We start from the raw sequence: 22,839 nt of genomic DNA, 5'->3' as shown, positions 1-22,839 counted from the left end.
TTTAATAAATTAGTTTATAACTCTCAGCCTTATAAAAAGCCTCTGTTTGAATGGAATATTTCTTTTCAGGCAGGTCGATATCAGGATTTCCTTTGAATACGTTTCTTCCGTTTATATCCGTATCAAGAATGAATTTATTTTCCGGGTTTCCCTTTGCGTTATCTCCTAAAACGAGTTGGATGATTCTATAATCTTCATAAAAATACTCTTGAAGCAAAGGAATAATTGCATTCATAAAAATTCTCGCAAGATTATTCAGAGATGGGTCTTTTGCAAGTGAAGTAAAGTAGGCATGTCCTATCGTATGTTCCCGGTCGTATAAATATTCAATTCGTTCATTGATCGTTTTGAACATTTTCGGGACATCAATACCCTTTATATCCTGAATGTTTAATGTTTTCAAGACGTTTTCATCAGGCATCATTTCGGTAAATTGGAACCTTCTTCTTAACGCTGTATCCATCAGGGCAATCGAGCGATCAGCGGTATTCATAGTTCCGATGATATATACATTATTCGGAACTCCAAATTCTTCTCCTGTGTAGGGAAGAATAGCGCTTGCCGCTTCTTCTTTTCCTAATCGTTTCGTTTGTTCAATTAAGGTAATAAGTTCTCCAAAAACTTTCGAAATATTTCCCCGGTTGATTTCATCAATGATAAAGACGTAAGGTTTTCTATTCTCCTGGATAACAACTTCATTATTTTGATTGTATTTATCAATTAAAGCAGTGGCTTTTTCCAGCTCTATTTTCCGTAACGGGTAGACAGTTTTCCGGTCTAACTTTGTCTGCTTATTTAGTTCGTAAACATTTTCATCAATATTCAATTCAATCCATTCTACTTTCCTTGTTCTTGGATATCTATCAGAGACAGGATCAAACTCATAAGGCCCTGTAATTACACCAATAGCATCAATCGAGGTGTTACTTTTTTGAATAAATACAAGGTCTCCTTCCTGCATTTCGTCCTGGAAGTTTAATAAGATTCGTTTGTGCAGGTCATTTATATTTTCTGTCTCTTCCGTTACTTTTTCCGCAACATTGGCCCATCCAATCTTAATATAATTATTTTCGAAACAGTCCTCTTTTAACTCTGTTTCCCCGGTACCTCCGAGGAGGACATTCCATATTACGGGAGTTTTACGTATTGGGTACTTGGAGCTCTGTACCTTTACTTCTTTGGCTTTGTTGCAAAACCTTTTAAAAACACCGTCAGCATACTCATATTGAATATCCAGGGAGGCTTCTTCTCCTTGAGGGCGAATGACTGGCTTTATTCCTTCGAAAAACTCTTCATAACCGTAGGATTGGTGGAAAGTGGTAAAGGCAATCAGACCTTGGGATTCATAGAACGTATACCTCTTCAAAACAGCAGAATAATCTTCACTTTGAACTTCTTCCAATGACCGGCCTTCAATAATGGAAACAGCGTACATGACCGTATTGTAAGTCTTTCCGGTACCTGGCGGACCATATAAGATCATATTTTTATCTCTTTCTCCCATAGCATTTCCTCCCGTAGGTACTGGGTATTCAAGATCGGGATACAATTCCTTCAAGGCATCAGCCAATGAAGGCTTAAGCTTCCACTCGAAACTCCCTCTATTTCGATCCGTGACATTTTGTCCATAGAACAGAACATACCAATACACATCTGAATCGCTGCCATCTCTCGTGGGAAGTTTCTCTATTTCCAGCTTCGTTACAATTCGTTTTGCCAGCCCATTAGCCAGACCAACGTAGTAATTAGCTGTTCCCCCTAATTTTTCACTTACCTCCTTGCAGGTAGCAGCATGATTGTCAAAAGAATAAAGGCATTTCATATGCTCTATATTTTGCTCATTAAAAATACTGGAGTCCTGCAGCAGATCTTTCCATTGTTCTTTTGAAATATTTACTTTGTAATCGTAATACTTCGGATAATTATCATCTATTTTATCTTGAAAATTCATCAAATTCCCCTCTCGTTGAATCACGGCTGTCTATAGTACGTAGTTTCACTATAAATAATTTTATTACATTTCAGCCAATTCTTCCTGCTTTTTAATTTATACCTCATTTGGTGATGAAACCTTAGTACTGCAGAAGCAATGCAAAAGGTTCTTAAACAGTTTCAGGAAATCGAAATTAATACTATGTTAAAGCCGAAAAACAAAAAAATCACGGGTGGGAGTCACTCTGCCTACTTTTTTGAGGTAAAAAAACTGGAGCCATTATTTCATAAAAAGAGGCGCTCTCAAGCGCCGGGACAAAACTATATGTTATTAGCCTGATCAATGAACTTGAGTAACTGACCTCGATCCCACAAGATTACATCTGTTTCTTTTGACGAATTTACAGCGCTTGGGGTAAATACATTGTTGGTTAAAACAATCGCTTCGTCTGTTTTGTAATAAGACTTGGCATGAAGCGCTTCCTGTACGGCTTTATTGCCCACAGGAGAGGACGATTTTTTAGTCTGAACAGCATAGCGAATACCGTTTTTCCGAGCCAAAATATCCATCCCCTGGTCGCCTGATGCTTTTGTTACCTCGGTCATGTAGCCGATGCAGGAAAGCAGATCGGAAACAAAGAATTCGAATTGGCGTCCGTCTAAATCATCGATAGAGTTGGCATCGAAAAAAGTCGAATTTTCGGATGAGAAACGCCGTACCCATTCGTGTGTTTGATACTCTTCTATCTGCTGATTGATGCGTTCGCAGATCTGATCGATACTAAAATAGCCATAAGATAACTCGACATCACAAAGAAAGCACGAGAGCCATAAGAGGTGATCAGGGCGATATGCAAATTCCTCGCCGGTAATTTTCAGGTAGTCCAGGAAAACGCTGTTTCTAGATAGTGTATCGGCAGGCACTGAGGTGAGATCTGAAAAATAAGGGTCAAACCTGCGACGGATTTCCTGACGTGCTTTACCCCGCATAAAATAAACAAAATCTATCAAGTCGTTACCGAAATCGTATCCGCATTTGCCAAGGTAACTGTGAAACCGGTATAACTGTGCAGCAGATGGATTGGACAGGTTGCTTTTTTCAAGAAAATCGACCATATCTTCATGAAAAAGACCAGGCAGGTCCTGTTGCTTTTGTAGAAAGCGGTTCGCCAAGTCATTAATCTCAGGGTCATGGATGTCCACGGAAGGGGTGGTGTATAGTAGTGGAGCCGATGACCGTTCGATGTATTGAAGAAAACTATCAATTAGGCGAGTCTGAAGTGACGTAAGACGGAGGTAATTTGACGATAAGCGGGAAGCTTTTTCATAGCGTTTTGTAACGTCCTGCGTATTTTTGTGAATGTTTACCTTCCGTTTATCATACACATCACCGAGGCTGGCAAGCAGCTCTTGTCTTTTGGTAATCTTATTTTCCAACTCCTCCAAGTAGCGGCCACTCACTTCCATTTGGTCGTGTATACGGTTGGAATAAGCTTGAAAGTCGGCTTCAAGATGCTTCTTTTTATCAGTGTAGTTTTGTTCGAGCTCCGAGTATTCATGAATGAGCTGGCGTAGCTCCTCTTGTATTTTGTCTTTTCCGTTTAACAGTACACGTGCTTCATCAAGACGTTCTGAAAAGGTCACTGTTATCATTCCTTCCCCTTCATTTCTACCATCATATCCCAAAAAACTCCTTACAAAAAGGAAAAACTTCCAACCTCTCTCAATCATGTTTCTACAAGAATATGTAGAACTATCTAGTTAAGGAATCAATGTTAATTACCATACCATTTATCTCTTTACACCCTCCGTCTTTCCAGTAAGTCACTTTCACATTCTGTTTAAATTCCTTACTTCAAATAGCTGATATTCTGCTTTTTCGTAAAGACATCTATAGAATTAGCCTAGGGATTAATCCGCGAATGTGGTGAGAAGTTTATATGCATGACGCCTCCAATTCCCCGATGAAGAGAAAGGAAACAGCCGTCGAAGGATCCTTCGACGGCTGCTTGAAATTATTTAAAAGGCTTTTTTCCCCTGCTCGTTTTGACAAGGCAGGTGAGTGTAATCATTTCCCGGCTTGATATTGTCGTTCAGTTTAAGATAGAAGACGTAAAACTAATTAGTAAAAATAGTACTAAAGGTTTTATGCTTTCCCTACCCATGAAACGATATTTTTCCAAAATACAGGATAGCTTTGCCATTCTACAAATTCTTTTGGTCCCCAGTGAGGCGCGAGATCACTTGAAAAAATAAAACTTCTCCCTTCCCCATGTTCTCCCAACGCTACAAGGGGATCTTCGTTAATTGACAGAATTAATTCTGCATGTGGTTTGAGCTTTAGTTCATTATATCCTAGAAAATGTGGCCAGTTATTCTCAACTTCATTTAAAATTTCATGTTGTTTTTCTATTTTAGGATTAACCCCCTCTGGTTTTTCTACTCTATCGTCAGTTTTTTCTAAAAAAACTGGAAGTAACTTTTCAATTACTGTATTTTTAAACTTCGCTTTCCCATCAATACCTTGGAATGACATATACCCACCTATCATGCCAAAGCCTCCTCCTGACCGAACATACTTCTCAATTAACTGTAATTTATCTATAGATCTTTGTGAATGATTAAAAGTCTGATTCGCTAAAAGGAAAGAATTACTTCCTATATCACTTAATATCACAGCGTCGTAAGCTTTAATTTCTTCATAGGTGGAAGGGAATTTTTCATCGATTTCGTGGGCTCTTATATAAGTCACATCTACTTTATATTCCTTCATAGCTCGAAGAAAAGCTCCAGCACCTTCTTCGTACTCTGAAGTAGTAAAAGAATCAAATCCTTTTACATGAATTGTATGTTTAGTCCAAGATTCTCCAACAAACAATAGCTTCATATTCTATCCACCCTTTAGACTGTTATTTTTTCTAAATAAGAATATAATATTTTCATGTTTTTGACCATCTCACTTTGTGGTACATCTCTTCTACTGTGTATAATCTCCTGATCATTTACTGTAAGCATCATTGCTGGATGACCGACATCCACGAAAGGTTGATGATCGGAACCTGCCAAAGGAGGTGTGATCTGATGTAAACTATCAAAATTACTTTTTAAAAGCTCCAAATTTTTAATTTTATTTGGATTTGTTGACCAGATATCTACTTGTGAGCCTCTGCCCATCCCTTCTATATTAATCATAATGTTGAGTGAATCTTTTTCACTGTAAAAATCATTTACGAAAGCTTTACTTCCTGCCAGCAAAAGCTCTTCTGCATTAAAAAAAACATAATGTATATCACGTTCAATAGGCTTATCAAAAAGGTGTTTTATTAAATGAAGGAGTACCATAGTTCCAGAAGCATTATCGTACGCTCCAATAGTATTGTACATGGTATCAAAATGGGCACCAATAACTAACGGGGGAAGGTCTGAATTAGTCCCTTTTATAATACCGTGTACATTAATCAGTTCCTTTTTCGTTATTTCGGTTTCAATTTGAAATGATACTGTTGGAGTTTTTCCAGAATTAATCAATGCTTCCCACTCTCGAAAAGTATCTTCTCCAACAAACAAGTGTGGGTAATTCCATGTTTCTAATAACGTTTGACTTAAAGGCGGCCCGTCCGGTCGAGCAGTAATATGAGCTATTACTTTCCCCACATGATTTTTTACGGTATAACGGGGCCATTGGTACATATGCCATATATTTGTTGTTCCACTGCGTTCAATTAAACCTTGTTTGATATTCCCAGAACTACTTCCAACAGCAGGATAAGATTCTAAAATTTGATCGCTTTCAACCATCTTTAATGGCTCAAAATTTTTTAATGTCCATACTGTGGTGTCGAATCTATGTTGATGTGAAGTAATCCCTTCTTGCTTCAAACTGTCTTCTAACCACTGTGAAGCTGCTTCATTCATTTTACTGCCGGCAGGTTTAGGGCCGAGGTGAGCGAAATCGACCCAATCTTCGTAAAGAGTACTCATACTTTCACCGAAGCTTTTGAAAACAATTGCTGAGGATTGTTTTCCAGCATAGTATGAATTTCTTTTTCGCTCACTCCCATTCTTTTTAATCGTGGAACAAAATGTCTAAGAAGATGACTAAAGCCACCTCCTCCATATTTTCTTAAAAGTGACTTCAGAAACACATCTTGTGAGAGAAGTAGAGATTTTTCAAATCCTCGATCTAATAATTCACAAATAGCTTGTGCACTTTGTTCATCGGAAGGAGATTGTCCTTCTGGAAAAAGTAATTCAATACCTATCATATCGTATTCGAGATAGGCACCTCTTTCTGCAAGAGAGGTTTGATAGCTGATATCTTCGTGACTTGGGTTCATGTGATCCAGAATAACCAAGTCAATATCTCCTCCCTCTTCTTCCACGATATCCAGCACTTCATGACCGTACCGCTCCCATCCTGGCATGTGAATAGTTAACACACGACCAGATTCACGTTGAGCCATAGCTGCGCCTCTGAGTACTTTCACTTCTGCCGCTGTCTTATATGGACTGATACCTATTTCGCCTATAATTCCTGCTTTAATTTTTTCAGGACCTACACCTTCGTATATATCTTGAAGTATCCAGTCACGTATTTGTTCTTTAGAAGCTTCTTTAACTCCTGGAGGAAAAGTAGGTTCCAAATAGTATCCACATCCCATAATGACAGGAAGCTCTGTATTCTCTGAAACTTGTTTTAACTTCTCCGGATCGCGACCAATCCCTGGAATGGTTACATCTACTACACTGCCTCCACCTTCACTTTTGAAATAATCTAATTCCTGAGAAGATTCTTCTAAGTCAGTATAATGATTGTTATCAAGGTTTCCGTAGGGAGTATGCTTTAATTCGTTTACAATCGACAATGAAACTGGAGCATAAGCAAACGAATCCTCCACTTCTTGTGGTTTCTTCCATAAATGTCTTCTGTCCACAAATATATGTTCATGCATCAGAGTAATACCTAAATTCTCAACTGGAATAAGACCAGTAACTGTTTGAACTTCTGGCATATTCACACCTCCTTAAAACTACATACGTTTGCGGCCAAACACTCTGATATTAACTATAACTGCAATTAGTAAGACTATACCTTCCACAATTTGAATAACATATGGAGAAACTTGCATAAGTGTTAATCCGTTATTTATAACTCCAATGATAGTAACCCCGATAAGAGACCCAATAATTGTACCAGCTCCTCCAAATAGTGCAGTGCCTCCTAAAACTACAGCAGCTATAATATCAAGTTCAAACATCAGTCCAATATTTGAAGAACCTGATCCAAGACGTGAAGCGATGATCAGACCAGCCAATGCAGCTGCTCCTCCACTAAACATGTACGTAAACAACTTAACAGTTTTAGTGTTTACTCCCGATCGGCGCACAGCTTCTTCATTAGCCCCAATTCCCGTCACATAAGTACCGTATCTAGTATGACGCAAGGCGATTATTCCTATGACCATAATCAATATTGCTAAAATTGCTGGTACAGGGATTCCGAGAAAAGTTCCTATTCCAACAGTTAGCAGCCCACTATCCGAGGCAATAGCAACAGAATATCCACCTGTTATTAACAGTGCCAGCCCTCGAACATAGAGCATCGCAGCAAGTGTTACAATTAGAGGTGGTATTGCATGGTAAGCTACTATATAACCATTGATGCTTCCCATCAATATACCTGCCATGATCACTAGTAAAAGAACCACGGGTGTAGCAAATCCTGCACTTAACAAAACAGCCGTCAAAGCACTGGCAAGGGCAAGAATAGAACCCACCGACAAGTCAATACCACCAGTTGTGATAACAAAGGTCATAGCTACTGCGACAATTAGGTTTGGTGCTAACTGCATTATCAAATTCAAAGCGTTATTAGAAGTGAGGAAAGAATCTGTCAAAACCGCGAAGCTGAACGTAATAGCTATTAATATCCCAAAAATGCTTAAAATCTGTTTATGCTCTACTGCCCATTCTTTCCAATTTTGCCCTATTTGTATCTCTCTTTTAGCTTCCGTATTATTAGCTATTTTCGTTTGATTCATATTGTTTGCACCCCCTGGGGATTACCCATAATTGACTGAATTATCGTTTCCAATGTAAATTCGTCAATTGAACGATCATCAATACATTTGCCTTCATGCAGAACCATCAGCCGGTCACAGACTTCAAAAAGGTCTTGCAGTCTATGAGTGATCAATATAACGCTAACCCCTTGTTCCTTAATGGTATTGATGAGGTTCAACACCATATTTACTTCCTTTACCCCAAGAGCTGCGGTAGGCTCATCCATGATCAGCACTTTTGGACGAAAAGCCATAGCTCTTGCTATAGCGACTGCTTGTCGCTGCCCCCCTGACATATTTTGTACTTTTAAGCGCGTTGATGATATGTTTATTTTCAACTTATTAAGTTCTGCTTTTGCTTTTTCATGCATATTTTTGTGGTCAATCAAGCGTCCTTTTTTGACCGGCTCTCTTCCGAGAAACATATTACTTGCAACATTCAAAGTGTCACATAGAGATAAATCCTGGAAAATAGTTTCGATTTTCAAATCTTTAGCATCACGAGGGTTTGAAATTTTTACTGTGCGTCCTTCAAAAGAAAATGATCCTTTATCAGGAATGACTACTCCACTTAGAATTTTCATTAATGTAGACTTACCAGCACCATTATCTCCAAGAAGTCCAAGACATTCTCCTTCTTTTAAATGAAGATCCACCCCCCGAAGCGGTTTAACCGCCCCGAAGGATTTTTCAATTCCGCGCATTTCTATTTTATTATCACTCATTTCATGACCTCCTTATTCTTCATTTTTATTCGAACAAGTAACGAAAATCTTCAACATTATCTTCCGTTACAATAGATGCTGGGATATCAATCTCTTCCTCTACTTCTTCTCCATCGTTTAACGAAATAGCCGCTTCAATGGCAGCCGCCCCATATTCATCCGGATGCTGCTGCACGACAGCTTCCACGAATCCTTCGTCAATTCCCTCGATAACTTGTTCGCTTAGGTCCCACCCGAAAAGTTTTATAGAATCTTGGGCTTGTTGTGATCTCACGCCTGAAACCATGCCTATGAATGCTGGTTCGCCTGTTGCAAACGCAGCGTTTAGATTAGGATTTGCAGTAAATAAATCTTCTGTAGCTGAAAGAGCTCTCTCCTGAACATTTTCTCCATCTACTGTATTAACTAAGTCTACTTGGTCATCTTCAAGGATAGTATCCATAAAACCATCTTGACGGTTAATTTGAATTGGAGAATTCAGTGCTCCTACTGCCCCCATTTCGATAGCTTCTTCTCCCCACTCTTCTTCCATGTAATTATTAAAATATTCTCCGAGTTTTACAGAAGATTCGTAATTATCCACCCCTATCTGAACATCAACTCCTTCGTTTTCAATGACCGAATCGATAGATATTACTGGAATACCTTCTTCTTCCGCGCTTTCCACTATTGGATCCATTGCTTCTACATCGATTGCATTAATAACAAGAGCATCAACACCTGAATTGATATAATCTTCTGCACCATTGTACTGATCTACTGTATCGTTATTCGCGTTAAAAACAGCTAAGTTCACTCCTAACTCTTCTGCAGCTTCTTCTGCTCCCCTAACCATCTCTGTAAAAAACCAAGCTTCCTGGTTTATTACTGTCATTCCAATAGTAGGAGCATCCTCTCCAGCTTCAACTGCAACATCTTCTTCCAAATCAGCTTCGGCACTATTATTGCCTCCATTGTTTGACGAAGCTTCCGTTTCCTCATTTAAACTCTCGTTGTCAACTTCACCACAGGCAGCTAGCAACGTAAAGGTTGATCCAATAGCAGCGAACAGAACCATATTTCTTTTTTTCATGTTAATACCTCCTAATAAATTTTAGTGATGGTTAACCTCTCAATTGAATTTCTTCTTTATAAGGTAGAGACTGAACAGACCCTCTGGTTAATACAGATTTAGAAGCTGCTTTAATAGCCGATCTGACAGCTTGATGTAAATCTTTTTCCTGTAACCATTCAGCTGCGAGAACTCCACAAAAGCAGTCTCCAGCTGCAGTTGTGTCCACAGCTTCTAATTTTGGAACTTCAAACCAAGTCTTTGAGCCTCGCTCTTTTACTAAGACACCTTTTCCTCCAAGAGTCATAATAATGACACTTCCGGTTTTTTGGTAAATTATTTCTGCAGCTTCTTCCGCTTTTTCTTCTGTAGTAACTTTCATTTCCGCCAACTGCCCCGCTTCAACTTCATTTATAATAAGGTAATCTATGCGAGTCATTGCTTCTTTAGATAGATACTTAACCGGAGCTAAATTCACAAAAAGCGGAATACCTCTTTTACTTATTGTATTTAAAACTGCTTCAATCTCTTCATTTTCTATTTCCAATTGTAGTAATACAGCTTCTGGTTTAGTTTCAAATACACCACCAAAAATTTCTTCTTTGGTTAACTCTTGATTGGCTAGTAAATTAGTTACGATTATGTTATCTCCATGTGTATCTACTAAAATAAAGGAATTTCCTGTATTAACGGTTTCGCTTTTATATAGATATCTAGTGTCGATACCTTCTTTCTGGAAGAATTCAAAAACTTTTTTTCCAAAAGCGTCTTCTCCTACTTTGCCTGCAAACACTACTTCCGCCCCAAATCTATTTGCTGCGACAGCTTGATTAGCAGCTTTGCCGCCAATGTTTTCTGAATAGGAAGTGGAAGCTAAGGTTTCCCCGGTACTTGGAAAACGTGGTAACCCTGCTGATAAATCAATGTTTACCGTACCTGCAACCAGTAGTTTATTTTTCATGGGAGATCTGCTCATATCTAAGTTTGTTAACGGCTTTCATAAATCTTTCTACCCTGCTCTGCTCCACCGGTTTCCACCATTGATGATTCTCCTTCAAATAACTTCCAATTATACACCCATCTGCGACTTGAAGAATTTTCTCTGCATTATTTTCTGTCATTCCGCTGCCAATAATAACTGGTAAAGTAGTATTGTCTTTTATCCCCCTAACTTCTTCCAGCTCTGTTTCATTACCAGTTCTAGTTCCTGTAGCAATTAGTACATCACTGTCGAAAAATATATTATCATGAGTCTGATCAGCTAAAGATCGATCTGCTACAATAGAATGGCTTCCATGCTTAACATGGACATCTGTGAATACTTTAATTTCTTCTCCCTTAATCAAGCTGCGATAACGCATGGCTTTTGCCGAAGGACCTTCTACAAGACCTTCATTCGCTACATAAGCATTCACCCATTGATTAACTCGCACAAACGGTAATTCCGCAGCTTTGGCAACTGCCAACCCCTGTATGGCTCCATTTGCAAGACAATTAATTCCGATCGGTAAATCACATTCCAATTTTAATCTCTCGGCAATCGCAGTCATGGCAGCAACTGTTTCATACCCTATATCTTCTGGTTTTGAAAAAGGAATATCCCAAGCATTTTCGATTATAATGCCGTCTACGCCACCCTTTTTAAGAGCTTCAGCATCTCTGAGTGCCCAATCTATTGCTTCTTGCATCCCATCACTTTGGAAATGCGGGGCACCTGGCAATGGTCGCAGATGAACCATCCCGATCACTGGTTTTTTCACTCCATAAATTCGATCTAAATAATTTTCTTTAGGTGGAAATACGTACTCACTCATTTGTCATTCCTCCATTTCGATATGTAAACGGTTACATAAAAATTTAAATAAAAAATAAATACTATTTTATAACTTAAAATCACTATATAAATTTTTGTTCATCGGCTTGATTATTATCCGATAAAAAAACTTCTGCCTCATCTCGTTTAGGCATCCCTTCTTGTGCTCCTAATTTTGTTATAGCCAGTGCAGCTGCAGCATTAGCAAAAACACATGCTTGATAGATTGTTTTTCTTTCGGCCATAGCTACAGATAAGGCTCCTATAAAAGTATCACCTGCCCCTGTAGTATCTATAACCTCAACAGGAAAAGCTGGCACAAAAACTTCCTCCCCGTTTTTAAAAAAGGAAACTCCCTTTTCTCCTTTAGTCCGTATTACTTTATCTTGAATTAGCTGAGGATCGATTTGAGTTACAAGCTCTTCATACTCTGTTTCGTTTGGTGTTATATAATCAACGTTTGTTAATAGTGAAGCAGAAAGACGTTGAATAGGGGCAGGATTAAGTATTGTTTTAGTCCCATGTTTTTTAGCAAGGTCAGCGGCTACCTCTACTGAAACTATAGGGATTTCCAATTGGAGAAGTAAAAAGTCTGCATCCTTGATCTCATCTTCGTATTTTCTTATCATGCTTGGTGACACTTCATCATTTGCTCCAGGTACTACAATGATCCTGTTATCATGATCAGTTAAAAACACATTGGCGATGCCAGTCATGCAATTTGTTATATTATCCATATTATTTGTTTTAATACCATGGTGTTCTAGGTTTTCTCTACTTTCTGTTCCAAATAAATCCTTTCCAACACAACCGATGAAACAAACGTCTGCACCTAGTTTTGAGGCTGCTACAGCCTGATTAGCACCTTTCCCGCCAGGTTTTGTTAAAAATGAGCTTCCTCGAACGGTTTCCCCTTGTTGAGGAATTCTTTCCGCTACCGTTATTAAGTCCATATTTATACTTCCAATTACAACTATTTTTGGTTTCACTTATTTACTCCTTTATCATCGTAGTTTCCCCCTGTTGCAGTTTTCCTATAAAGGGGGGTAGAGCATTCGGCTGCTTGCCTTCTTCAATCATGTATATTAAAGTTTGGGCAGCCAACGTGCCTATTTCCTCCAAGGGCTGGCGGATAGTAGTTAAAGAAGGAACCATCATTTTGCTTAATTCAATACCGTCAAATCCTATGATTTGTAAATCACTTGGAACCGATACCCCTAGTTTTTGAGCTGCTTTTAGAGCTCCAACAGCCATGATGTCATTTCCTGCAAATATTCCATCTATTGATGGATCATCATTTAAGAGCTCCATTACTGATTTTTCTGACGTACGCCACTGATATTCTCCATCAACTACTATAGGAAGATGGTTGAAATTCAGTTTGTTTAAAGATTTTTTATAACCGTTCAGTCGTTCTACCGCATTTACTATATTACGCGGCCCGCAAATATGCGCAATTTTCTGACATCCGCATTCATACAAATGATTCATTGCAATTTCCGCCCCTGAAATATTGTCAGTGTATATAGAAGGTAGTTTTGAAAAAGGCCGGTCTAAAGCAACAATCGGAAGCTTGTAATGATCCAGGTATGAAGTATCAGTTTCATTAGTTACTACAATCATGCCATCAATATATTTTCTACTTAGAACATCAAAGTAATTCTCTTCTTTTTGAGGGCTGGCGTCACTGTTGCATAAGATAACCGTGTAACCTTTTTCATTCATCACATCCTCAACAGCTCTCGATATTTCCGGGAAAAACGGGTTTGTAATATCAGGAACAATTAGACCTACTGTTTTTGAACTTTTGTTATAAAGACTTTGAGCAACGGAATTTGGCTTATACCCCAACAACTCAATAGTGTTTATAACTTTTTTGCGAGTCTTTTCACTAACGTACCCTGAATTATTTACAACCCTTGAAACAGTTGCTACGGAAACTTCCGCTTGCTTCGCTACATCTCTAATTGTTTTCACTTTTTCTCACCTGCAGGTCGATTTGTGTAACCGGTTACATCTTGAGTTAGAGTATAGACAATTAATTACAATAAGTCAACTGCATTTTCAGAAAATTTATATTTTTTTCTTTTCGTATTACTATAAAATAAAATTTTAAGTTATTCAATTCTGTGTATAGGTATTCGATATTTTCAAAACACCTTTGTAGAAATATCATCTCTAACAGCATGCAGGAGCTGCCGCTTTTTTGGAAAGCTGGCTTTGACTTAAATAATTTATTACTTCAAGGGAAACTATAAAATTCCCCAATGTTCCCCTTTAAGTAATTCTGCAATTTCTTCTGCATTCATTTTCTCTTTATATCCTTTTACTTCGGAGAGATCCAAATACCGTACGCCGGCTATACCGCCTTTGGATGTTTTTATATATTCCGTTTCATGGTATTCGTCTACGAAAAAGAACCTTCTGGCTTCTTCCGCTGGATAACTGTGTTTAGCTTTAGACTCCAGTATGATCTGCTTTATTTGATCTTTTCGAGTTTTTGTAGAACTGCCCAGGATATCTTCGTAAGAAGCGAAGTCCTGGCTGTTTTCATCATATTGCGCATCAACAATACCGGTTATTTTACCGATTGCCCGGATCGCTTTATCTTTATATAACCCGATGTACTTTGTGTTTTGGTATCCACGATCCTGAGGATGAAAGTATATTTTATGCTTTATATTTTCATCGAAGGTATTCCCCGTTAATACGACACGCACCGTATTATTTAAATTATCGACAAGCCCCGATTCGTGACAGAACTTCTCATAGTCATCAATCAAAGCGATCATTTCCAAATCAAATTCCTGAAGAATATCTTTAAACGAATGAGCTATTTCTTTAAATGTCGTGGAAGCAAATTTTATATCCGTTCCGTTGTTTTTATTATAATCAAGTAATTCATCGTTAATTAGCTTTTTATAGGTCGCTGTAATCGGTTCTTTATCGATCCATAGAAATATTTGATTGTCTTCTTTTTCAAAAGCGTCTAAATGTCCTTTAATTTGAGGAATATTCTGCTGACTGTAAAGTTTGGTTTCAATGACCACTTTAAAGCTTTCCTGGCTTATAATCCCATCCGGCACTCGACCGCTGCTGGATCGTTCCTGCTGCTTAAATTGAACCGATGTATTCAACTCTTTTTCGTTATCTTCCAAGATAGAATTGATAAACAGAGAGAACTTTGCCGGACTGTTCTGGTACAAACGGCTGAATAATAACAAGGTGTTATTCGTAACCATATTTTCTTTCTGCGAGTATCTCGGGAAATAATGAACATCTGTCATGGAAATCAATCCTCCTGTATTTTTACTATAGTGAAACTTTCTATTCCGATAGAGAGATATTTCCCTCCCTATCCTCCTCTATTCTCATCCATATTTCCCCTTATCTGACTTAAGTTTCGCCCAATTCTTTATGAATGACGAAAAAATAGGTATGGATGCTGGATCATCTGAATAAATTATTAAGTCAGATCTTTATGGAGATTTCTTATCCGTTTATATCCCCTTATCCACTAGGCAGAAATTCAGCTTCCTCCGGTTTACCTTTTGCCTGAATAATATACCCTGGATTCACCACTCTTTATTCAAGCACCTTCTGAATTTTCGAGAGTCATCTCCGTTTCGTCTTTTGTTTCGTTGGTAATGAATCACTTAAGTGTATTCGTTTTACTTACAGATTCACGTTATAATCTTCATATTTCATGGAAGAAATCAGTCTACCCATCTATATGTAGACGTAACGACCTACAAGGTAAGGAATCAACTTGTAAAAAACTGTTACCGAGGCCATTCTAAAAAGTTTATTTTTCACTTAATTAATACGACATAAATGCCTGCCAAATCCATAATTATCTAATCAGGCTCGCATTTAGAAATTTATAGATTTCACTATTATTATACCTTGTTGTATTATATTACCATAAATATTGGTGTATTTTTCTAATTAATATGGTATTCTCTAAGCATATAGTTAAGTGTTTAGACTCTGTAATTTAGATAAAGGAGGGTGAATATTATGAGTAAATATTGTACAAAATGTGGAGAAACATTAAATGAACAAGCTAAATTTTGTTCTTACTGCGGTCTAAAGCAAGAAAACTCTTCTCCAATTGAGCCCCCTCATATATTTGATGATAAAAAAATGGCAAAAGAAGTATTAAATTTAACTCCAATTGATGAATCTATTAATTTAGGAGTTAGAGGTCAATTTTATTTAAATAAAGAAGAAGAGTGTTACTTCAAGTTACAAGATGTTGACTGGATGGAAATGGATCCTCGAGAAAATTTATTCGATACTGAAGCTTCTGGCACTTTATATTTAACTAATAAACAAATTCTTTTATATGATCCTGGCTATAGTAATTTTTGGACAAGGTTAAGTATAAAAGGAGACTTTAAAGAACAAGTGAAGAGTTTACCTATTACAGAAGTTAAGGGATTGGCACCAAACATTCCTATCGGCTCTTCTGGAAAATACGGTACGAGAATGGCAGGCCTAAACTGTGATGTTCTCCTATCTCCTTCCTCAAGAAAATATCATGGAAGAACTACTCCTATTACAAATGTCCAGCCTGAAATGGAAAAATTTTGTGCTTTGGTAGAAAAGCTTATTATTTTTAATGAACATATAAACTCAAGATAACTTATAAAAAGTCCCTCATTCAATTCCTTACTACTCTTATTCAATTAACGCCCATCTACTATCTCCCTTATAAACAATAAATAAATGTTGTTAAGTAAAACACACTTTAGTAATCAATATTTGAAGTCTAGTCATCGTGAACCCGACTCGGTTTAGTCTAGCAAGAAGAACAGGTTTAGTGTCACTTGGCATTTATACATTTATTTAAATGGCTCGTTCTTTCTGTACACATTTGGGTAATATGACATTTTATCCCTCACCCAATGGACGGCAGATATAATGCAAGGATACCCCTCTCTCCACTCCTTTCTCATGATCTTAAAAATTCGAGTATAAAGGAATAGTAAGTCCTCGTACTTTTTATATTCATAATGTGTAGACCTCAAATATCATTACAGATCCCAAAAAGAGGTGATAAGATTCCCAATCTCATCACCTCTCCTCCTATTATAGAATTTTTGTTACCGCAATTCATCATCCAACGGCACAATTTGTTCATCCAGCACCTTTTGCCATTCTCTTTTCATCATTTGAGGATAACTAAACGGCTTCACGTTCGGATGATGCCCTTTAAAGGCTTCGTAATCCTTGCTTTCGATGATGCTTTTCATGTTAGGAATACTGTCCATTCCGATCATGTATTGGATCGCAGAAGCATGGAGTTCCTTGTTGGAGACACACCAGGAGATACTGAATGACTCGACAATTTGGTATTTTTTCTCTGTAAAGAAGCGGCGCTTCACGGCAAAGACGTCTTCATTTTCTTCGACCTCTTTTTCGTCCATCGCATTTAATATGTTTCGGTACACGTCTTTTACAATTTCGGCCTTATTTAATTTCTTTAAGGCATTTTCAATTTCTTCCCGCACATCTGGATTATTTGCCTGGTACGTACCTAATAACTGATCAATATAGCTTGAATCGATATCATACAGCTTGGTTGTTGAATCACTGTAGAAGGTTAAGTCGGAAAAATTAGTGTCATCCCCAGGTTCGTCTTCCCTATCCAATTCCACGAGGGAACCTTTTACGGTTTCATATACCCCTGCTTCTTCTTCCAATGTGCTCACTTGTTCCTGTAAGGTTGGGGAAGTGTACATATCATTGTTATAGCTGTCGTAGGTCACTAAGGCTTCGTAAGCATTTTTCAGCTCCTGAAACGCTTTGACATACTTCACCCGTGTTTCCAATGGAGTGTGCTCATCTACGTCCCCTTCCTTGTCGGTGACCTCGGAAAACGATTCGTGGGCCTTGTTAAATCGTTTTTTGGCTTCCTTATAGGTCGGGTAAATCAAGCCAGACTCTTCTTTTACTTCCGAATACAGCTTGGTCGCTTTCTGTACGTTTTCCTCCATCGTAAACGGCTTGCGGAAGGTGACAATCATTCCTTTCGTTTTATCCGGATAGGTGCGATTGGTACGGGAGAAGGCTTGAATCAATCCGGCGTATTCCAGGTTCCGATCCACAAATAACGTTTGAATCGTTGGCGCGTCAAATCCGGTCAATAACCGGTCGACGACTATTACCAAATCTACTTGGCGCCCCATTTGTTGAAACTCTGCCCGTTTTCTTGCCAGGCGGTTATTGATGTCACCGTTATACCGTTCAAGGTCGGCTAGCGTCCAGGCGGTTTGGTAATACTGATTGTAGTCTTCGATGATCGCTTGCATTTCTTCCTGCTGCTCGAAGGCATTCTCTGTATTTTCATCCAACGAATACGTAATCGCAATTCTCGGGAAGTCCGGATCGTCCATCGTGCGGCCTTTTCGGATCGGCCGGTCAGGAAAAACGTGGTCCATCCAATCATCTTCTTGCCTCATCGCTTTGATCGCATGGTAATAGCGCTTGGCCATGGCGATGGAACTTGTCGTTAAGATAGCGGATTTCGTGGGTTTACCGTTCTTAAAATCAAATTTAGTATACGCATTATCCGGACGCAAGATTTTCTTAATAACTTGATCAATGTGCTCGTCCTGTTCATACGTACTTTTGTCGATGTACCTTTCTTTTTCGATGCCTGTCATTTTATCAATCTCTTTATTGATCGCCTCCGAAGGGAGATCGGTGTGCTTTTCGCTGTTTTGTAATTGATGATAAATCATATTATCCACAGAGGTCGGTTCAATCGTCGTTTCGTGTTCCACTTGAAAACCCAGTACTGCGCCGTCTTCCAAGGCGTTTTTAATGGTGTATGTATGTAGACGGTCCCCGTATTGATCACGCGTCGTCCTTGCCAGCTTGCCTTTCGCTTGCTTTTTGTTTTCTTCAAAAATAGGCGTGCCGGTAAATCCAAACCACGTAGAGTTAGGAAAGAATGCTTTCGTTTCTTCCATATTCTCCGCACTTAACGCCCGGTGGCATTCATCGACGATAAAGACGATATGCTGCCCCATCAGCTTTTGGTACCGGTTCGTTCCTTTTTGCTCTTCGGTCAATTTCGCGTACTTTAAAGCCGCATCGAGCTTTTGACGGGTCGTAACAATGACGACATTGGAATTGGCATCCGCCAGAAGCGTTTTGCTTAATTCTTTGGAACTTCCCGTGCCTACGACTAAACTGTTGGCGGGAGTAGTCCCGCTTGAATTTCCGGTATTAAATTCCGAGGCAAACTTCGTGAATTCACTTGTCGTCTGGTTATCCAAGTCCTTCCGATCGACAAGCATAATCGTACGGTCGATGCCCGATTTTTTAGCTAACAGTTTTGTGGAAACAAAGCTCGTTAACGTTTTCCCGGAACCAGTCGCGTGCCACACGTACCCCGACTGATGTTTATTCGCTGCTGTAAACAAGGCTTCAATCGCATGCACCTGATACGGCTGAAGAACCATTAAGGTTTTATTGTCCTGGTCTTCACTGACGATCGTATAGTGAGCGATCAACCGGTGCGCATCGGGAATGTTTAACGCCTGCTTACAAAATTCGTAGAGGTTTTCCACTTTTTTATTGTCTTTCGTACGCCAGCTGAACATCAGCTTTCGATGCATGTTTTTCGACATCGCATTGGCGAAATAACGGGTCGTCTGCTCATTGGAGACAACGAATAACTGAAGGGTCGAAAAGATGTTGTTTCGAAACATCCCTTCTTCGGTGTATTTCTTAATTTGATGAAAGGCTTGATAGACCCCGTCTTTGGCGGTGACTTTTTTCAATTCAATCTGGACGATCGGCAGCCCGTTAATTAACAGTGTTACATCAAAGCGTCTATCCCGCCCTTCGCTATGTTCCTTTTTCTTAGCGATTTGATGGACGATTTCATAGCTGGAAATTCCCCCGCCGATGTCCTGGTTAGAATAAAGGACTAAAGAAACGAAACCAAGACGAGGGTCTTCCCGTTCAATTGTAATGCGGGCGATCCCGTTCTCCCCTTTCAACCATTTCGCCGCCTCAAACGGGGTTTGTGTACGCATAAGCAGTTCGGTTTTAACGGCCTGAAACTCTTTATCGGTTAACGGCTGGTCCCCAAGCTCCGATAAATTGTTCTGGGTAATCTTTTGACGGAGGTTTTTCCATAGGTCGTCTTCCGATTTCAGGTCACTTCGAAACGTCCACTGGTTATGCCCTTCCCCTAATACTTCTATCAAGTGCTCTTCAATTTCAGCCTCCGAACGATGAGAAAGCTTGCGCATAGAGTCAACTCCTAAACGAACATTTTCTGTAAGAATCCTTTTTTCGTCTCTTTTAATAGTTCCAGTTCTTTTTCATGTAGAGCGATATTGTCATCGAGCTGTTTGAAGAATTCGCCAATTTTTTGTTGTTCTTCGATATTTGGGATATGCATTTTCATCTTTGCTAATTGCTTACCTGATATTTCTGTGAAAGTTGAACCGGCACCGTTAATCTCGCCGTATTTCTTGAGTCTACCTGACATTGAATAGATGAAATAAGTATCAAGTTCTCCTTGCTTAGGGACAATTGATTGAAATCCCTGATTGGTTGAAGCTGGTTCGACCAAGATAGCTGTATTCCCAATTCCTGCACGAGACGTAAATAATATCGTTCCAACAGGCAAAAGTTTAGCTGAACTTTTTTGTAAGCCTAAATCTGTTATTTTTTTACGACTTGTCTTCAGAAATCGTTGTTCACCTATTTCGGCAGGCGAAAACCAGTTAACATTGCCATTCCAATATTCATCTATTGTTGTATTTGGAGTGCCCCCTCCCACGATTTCTGCAACATCTCCAATCATTATTAGAGACCAATCCCCATGAAATCCATCAAACCGAACCTCCGGTACTCGTTCGCCATCCTTCGGGAACATCTTCTGCAAAAAGCCTTGTTTGCTCTCTTTTAATAATTCGATTTGTCGTTGCTGAAGGGAAATGCGATCGTCGAGTTGTTTGAAGAATTGGCCGATTTTTTGTTGTTCTTCAATATTTGGATTGGGAATTGGCATCATTTTAAAAATAGTATCTTTAATTGCAAAACGATCCGATCGGGCTCCTGAATCACCATTTAACTTCATGAATTTATGCCAGTTAACAGTTTCAAAATATTTCTCAAGATAAACCTCGTCTAAACCGTGAACAGAAAAAACATAATATAATGGTGACATTACACCTGTTCGGTTTAGCTTGTTTCGCTTTATTGGCCCAACTGGAGCATGACTAGATATTCTCGGATTATAAACGAAATCGTTTGGGGATACGACGTAATATCCATCAATATTGGCATCATTTGATATTTTCTTATCAAAATAATCCCCTTGACTAATAATTCCAAACTCCGCTGAATTCGTTAGAGTTTCTGAGTATTTTTTATCCTTATTTTTTTCAGTAACTTTAACCGATACATCTCCTAATTCCCTTTGATCCCACTCATCACTAAACCCCTCAAACCGAACTTCAGGAACATTATTACTTTTCATAACTAAACACCTCTAACGCCCCTTGAATCCATTCTGCATCTTCTTCGCTATACTGTAGAGAAGAGATATCTTCGAACATGGTCTTTTGCAGATCTTTTTTGCTCTGTTGAATCTTTTCCATTTCATTCCCAACCGTTTTCATATCCACCGACTCTTCTTCTTCGAAGGTATCGACGTATCTTGGAATATTTAAGTTATAGTCGTTCTCCTTGATTTCCTCAAACGTCGCGAGGTGTGCATATTTCTCTACGCTCTCTCGCTTGGTATACGTTTCGACAACTTTCTCCACGTTCTCTTTCGACAACTTATTTTGATTTTTCCCCTTCACAAATTCGTGACTGGCATCAATAAAGAGTACGTCACGGGTCCTTCTATTTTTCTTTAAGATAAGCACCGCCGTTGGAATGGAGGTTCCAAAAAATAAATTCGGAGGCATGCCAATCACAGCGTAAACACTGCCATCTTCTAGCAACTTTTTACGAATGACACCTTCTGCATTACCCCGGAATAGAATCCCGTGCGGCAAAACTATCGCCATCGTACCGGTTTCTTTTAAGTGATAGTAACCGTGTAAAAGAAAAGCAAAGTCAGCTTTTGATTTTGGTGCGAGTTTCCCGTAACGATTGAAACGAGAGTCATCCAGAAATGTATCGTCTGCCGACCATTTTGCGGAATACGGAGGATTCATCACGACCGAATCAAACGTGTACGGTTCATCCGTTGGCCAGTCTTTGTTTAACGTATCCCCGTTACGGACTCTCATTTCTTCCGGGTCGACGCCATGCAAAATCAGGTTCATCTTCGCTAGGTTGAAGGTTGTCGTATTCCGTTCCTGCCCGTGATACTTTACTTTATCCGGGTGGTGAAGATAATTCCGTACGTTCAGCATCAACGACCCCGATCCCATCGTTGGGTCAAACACACTAAACCATTTTTTATCTTCCTGCCCAATGGGAACGATCTGCGACATCATGTCCGATACCATATGAGGGGTATAAAACTCTCCGGCTTTCTTCCCTGCTTCCGATGCAAACTGCCCAATTAAAAACTCGTACGCATCCCCAATGACATCCCCTTCATACCCAATGAGATCGACATCGTTTAACTTCTTTAACACATCCGTAATGGTCACATTACGCTGCTGATCGTCGGATCCTAATTTTTTGGACTGTAAATCGACATCGTCAAACAAGCCACTAAATGCCTCGTAATTCGTGGAAAGCTGCATGAACGCCTTATTTAGATCGTTTAATTGAAAGATATTTTGTTTCGCCTGATCGGCTAATACATTGAACAAATAGCGTGGTTCAATAGCATACCCTAACGTATCAACCACCGTTGCGATAAGATCTTCTTGTGTCTCCTCATCAGCCAATAGTTCTTGATAAAGCTCTGTCTGTTTCTCTGGTGTGGAATACGTGTCCAACGATTCATCTGCCAACTCTACTACCTTAATTAATAGCTTGTCGGATAAGTGTTTATAAAATATTAATCCTAATAAGTAATTTTTGTATTCAGATGCATCCATCTTGCTGCGGAGATTATCCGCCGCACTGAATAGTTTTTGATTTAATTCTGCTCCCATGTTTGCAATACCCCTTATGTATGATGAAATTTAGTCGTTTAAAACTCTTCTTTCAAAGAATATAAACGAATTATCGTGTTTCCTTTAAGTTTATCAGTATACGAGCGCTCTATGCTAATAAAGCTTACTTCCTCCAGTAAATGCTTGCATGTATCGAAAG

The 22,839-nt window shown here is 39.0% G+C and carries 17 protein-coding genes; 1 reads left to right on the top strand and 16 read right to left on the bottom strand.

All coding sequences use genetic code 11. The features are described from left to right. Position 1: 1 nt before the first annotated feature. From FTX54_RS02235 to FTX54_RS02175, 13 genes are all read right to left on the bottom strand, one after another. Complete coding sequence (locus FTX54_RS02235) at positions 2-1,951, bottom strand: AAA family ATPase (RefSeq protein ID WP_246125634.1); 1,950 nt, start codon at positions 1,949-1,951, stop codon at positions 2-4. Between the two features lie 302 nt (positions 1,952-2,253). Beyond that, positions 2,254-3,585, bottom strand: coding sequence for a restriction endonuclease (locus FTX54_RS02230; protein WP_338485262.1), 1,332 nt, complete (start codon positions 3,583-3,585; stop codon positions 2,254-2,256). A gap of 493 nt (positions 3,586-4,078) precedes the next feature. Next, positions 4,079-4,819, bottom strand: a complete 741-nt coding sequence (locus FTX54_RS02225) for a glutamine amidotransferase (RefSeq protein ID WP_147803886.1) — start codon at positions 4,817-4,819, stop codon at positions 4,079-4,081. A gap of 14 nt (positions 4,820-4,833) precedes the next feature. Next, positions 4,834-5,913: a M28 family metallopeptidase gene (locus FTX54_RS02220; protein ID WP_147803885.1), complete on the bottom strand. Its 1,080-nt coding sequence runs from the start codon at positions 5,911-5,913 to the stop codon at positions 4,834-4,836. Then, a complete protein-coding gene (locus FTX54_RS02215) occupies positions 5,910-6,944 on the bottom strand; it encodes a phosphotriesterase family protein (protein ID WP_147803884.1) in 1,035 nt (344 codons plus the stop codon). The genes FTX54_RS02220 and FTX54_RS02215 overlap by 4 nt, the downstream gene beginning before the upstream one ends. A gap of 18 nt (positions 6,945-6,962) precedes the next feature. Then, positions 6,963-7,973 (bottom strand): ABC transporter permease, encoded by a 1,011-nt coding sequence (locus FTX54_RS02210; RefSeq protein WP_147803883.1) that lies wholly within the window; start codon positions 7,971-7,973, stop codon positions 6,963-6,965. Continuing rightward, positions 7,970-8,719, bottom strand: a complete 750-nt coding sequence (locus FTX54_RS02205) for an ATP-binding cassette domain-containing protein (protein WP_222706845.1) — start codon at positions 8,717-8,719, stop codon at positions 7,970-7,972. Before FTX54_RS02205 ends, FTX54_RS02210 begins: the two co-directional genes overlap by 4 nt. A gap of 25 nt (positions 8,720-8,744) precedes the next feature. After that, positions 8,745-9,791, bottom strand: a complete 1,047-nt coding sequence (locus FTX54_RS02200) for a substrate-binding domain-containing protein (RefSeq protein WP_246125633.1) — start codon at positions 9,789-9,791, stop codon at positions 8,745-8,747. Between the two features lie 31 nt (positions 9,792-9,822). Next, the gene (locus FTX54_RS02195; RefSeq protein ID WP_187254554.1) at positions 9,823-10,731 is read right to left on the bottom strand and encodes a ribokinase; all 909 of its coding nucleotides are present in this window, start codon (positions 10,729-10,731) and stop codon (positions 9,823-9,825) included. After that, complete coding sequence (locus FTX54_RS02190) at positions 10,721-11,584, bottom strand: BtpA/SgcQ family protein (protein ID WP_147803881.1); 864 nt, start codon at positions 11,582-11,584, stop codon at positions 10,721-10,723. The genes FTX54_RS02195 and FTX54_RS02190 overlap by 11 nt, the downstream gene beginning before the upstream one ends. Positions 11,585-11,666: 82 nt before the next feature. Then, positions 11,667-12,572, bottom strand: coding sequence for a ribokinase (rbsK, locus tag FTX54_RS02185; RefSeq protein ID WP_147803880.1), 906 nt, complete (start codon positions 12,570-12,572; stop codon positions 11,667-11,669). Positions 12,573-12,576: 4 nt separating this feature from the next. Beyond that, positions 12,577-13,560, bottom strand: a complete 984-nt coding sequence (locus FTX54_RS02180) for a LacI family DNA-binding transcriptional regulator (protein WP_147803879.1) — start codon at positions 13,558-13,560, stop codon at positions 12,577-12,579. Positions 13,561-13,835: 275 nt separating this feature from the next. Continuing rightward, positions 13,836-14,870 (bottom strand): hypothetical protein, encoded by a 1,035-nt coding sequence (locus tag FTX54_RS02175; RefSeq protein WP_147803878.1) that lies wholly within the window; start codon positions 14,868-14,870, stop codon positions 13,836-13,838. Between the two features lie 733 nt (positions 14,871-15,603). Here FTX54_RS02175 and FTX54_RS02170 point away from each other — a divergent pair. Beyond that, positions 15,604-16,230 (top strand): zinc ribbon domain-containing protein, encoded by a 627-nt coding sequence (locus FTX54_RS02170; protein ID WP_147803877.1) that lies wholly within the window; start codon positions 15,604-15,606, stop codon positions 16,228-16,230. A gap of 461 nt (positions 16,231-16,691) precedes the next feature. Here the strand turns inward: FTX54_RS02170 and FTX54_RS02165 are convergent, their stop codons facing one another. Genes FTX54_RS02165 through FTX54_RS02155 form a run of 3 tightly spaced genes read right to left on the bottom strand, consistent with a single transcriptional unit; the run spans position 16,692 to position 22,679 of the window. Continuing rightward, positions 16,692-19,856 (bottom strand): type I restriction endonuclease subunit R, encoded by a 3,165-nt coding sequence (locus FTX54_RS02165; RefSeq protein WP_147803876.1) that lies wholly within the window; start codon positions 19,854-19,856, stop codon positions 16,692-16,694. An 11-nt stretch (positions 19,857-19,867) separates the two neighbouring features. Continuing rightward, a complete protein-coding gene (locus FTX54_RS02160; RefSeq protein WP_147803875.1) occupies positions 19,868-21,094 on the bottom strand; it encodes a restriction endonuclease subunit S in 1,227 nt (408 codons plus the stop codon). Then, positions 21,084-22,679, bottom strand: a complete 1,596-nt coding sequence (locus tag FTX54_RS02155) for a type I restriction-modification system subunit M (RefSeq protein WP_147803874.1) — start codon at positions 22,677-22,679, stop codon at positions 21,084-21,086. Before FTX54_RS02155 ends, FTX54_RS02160 begins: the two co-directional genes overlap by 11 nt. Positions 22,680-22,839 lie beyond the last annotated feature (160 nt).

This window comes from Alkalicoccus halolimnae, from assembly GCF_008014775.2.
GTDB lineage: Bacteria > Bacillota > Bacilli > Bacillales > Salisediminibacteriaceae > Alkalicoccus > Alkalicoccus halolimnae.
This window is presented reverse-complemented; position numbering and strand designations above follow the sequence as displayed.

Coding starts and splice junctions, on each gene's coding strand:
- FTX54_RS02235 (WP_246125634.1), bottom strand. CDS start 1,951: ATGAATTTTCAAGATAAAATAGATGATAATTATCCGAAGTATTACGAT.
- FTX54_RS02230 (WP_338485262.1), bottom strand. CDS start 3,585: ATGATAACAGTGACCTTTTCAGAACGTCTTGATGAAGCACGTGTACTG.
- FTX54_RS02225 (WP_147803886.1), bottom strand. CDS start 4,819: ATGAAGCTATTGTTTGTTGGAGAATCTTGGACTAAACATACAATTCAT.
- FTX54_RS02220 (WP_147803885.1), bottom strand. CDS start 5,913: ATGAGTACTCTTTACGAAGATTGGGTCGATTTCGCTCACCTCGGCCCT.
- FTX54_RS02215 (WP_147803884.1), bottom strand. CDS start 6,944: ATGCCAGAAGTTCAAACAGTTACTGGTCTTATTCCAGTTGAGAATTTA.
- FTX54_RS02210 (WP_147803883.1), bottom strand. CDS start 7,973: ATGAATCAAACGAAAATAGCTAATAATACGGAAGCTAAAAGAGAGATA.
- FTX54_RS02205 (WP_222706845.1), bottom strand. CDS start 8,719: ATGAGTGATAATAAAATAGAAATGCGCGGAATTGAAAAATCCTTCGGG.
- FTX54_RS02200 (WP_246125633.1), bottom strand. CDS start 9,791: ATGAAAAAAAGAAATATGGTTCTGTTCGCTGCTATTGGATCAACCTTT.
- FTX54_RS02195 (WP_187254554.1), bottom strand. CDS start 10,731: ATGAAAAATAAACTACTGGTTGCAGGTACGGTAAACATTGATTTATCA.
- FTX54_RS02190 (WP_147803881.1), bottom strand. CDS start 11,584: ATGAGTGAGTACGTATTTCCACCTAAAGAAAATTATTTAGATCGAATT.
- FTX54_RS02175 (WP_147803878.1), bottom strand. CDS start 14,870: ATGACAGATGTTCATTATTTCCCGAGATACTCGCAGAAAGAAAATATG.
- FTX54_RS02170 (WP_147803877.1), top strand. CDS start 15,604: ATGAGTAAATATTGTACAAAATGTGGAGAAACATTAAATGAACAAGCT.
- FTX54_RS02165 (WP_147803876.1), bottom strand. CDS start 19,856: ATGCGCAAGCTTTCTCATCGTTCGGAGGCTGAAATTGAAGAGCACTTG.
- FTX54_RS02160 (WP_147803875.1), bottom strand. CDS start 21,094: ATGAAAAGTAATAATGTTCCTGAAGTTCGGTTTGAGGGGTTTAGTGAT.
- FTX54_RS02155 (WP_147803874.1), bottom strand. CDS start 22,679: ATGGGAGCAGAATTAAATCAAAAACTATTCAGTGCGGCGGATAATCTC.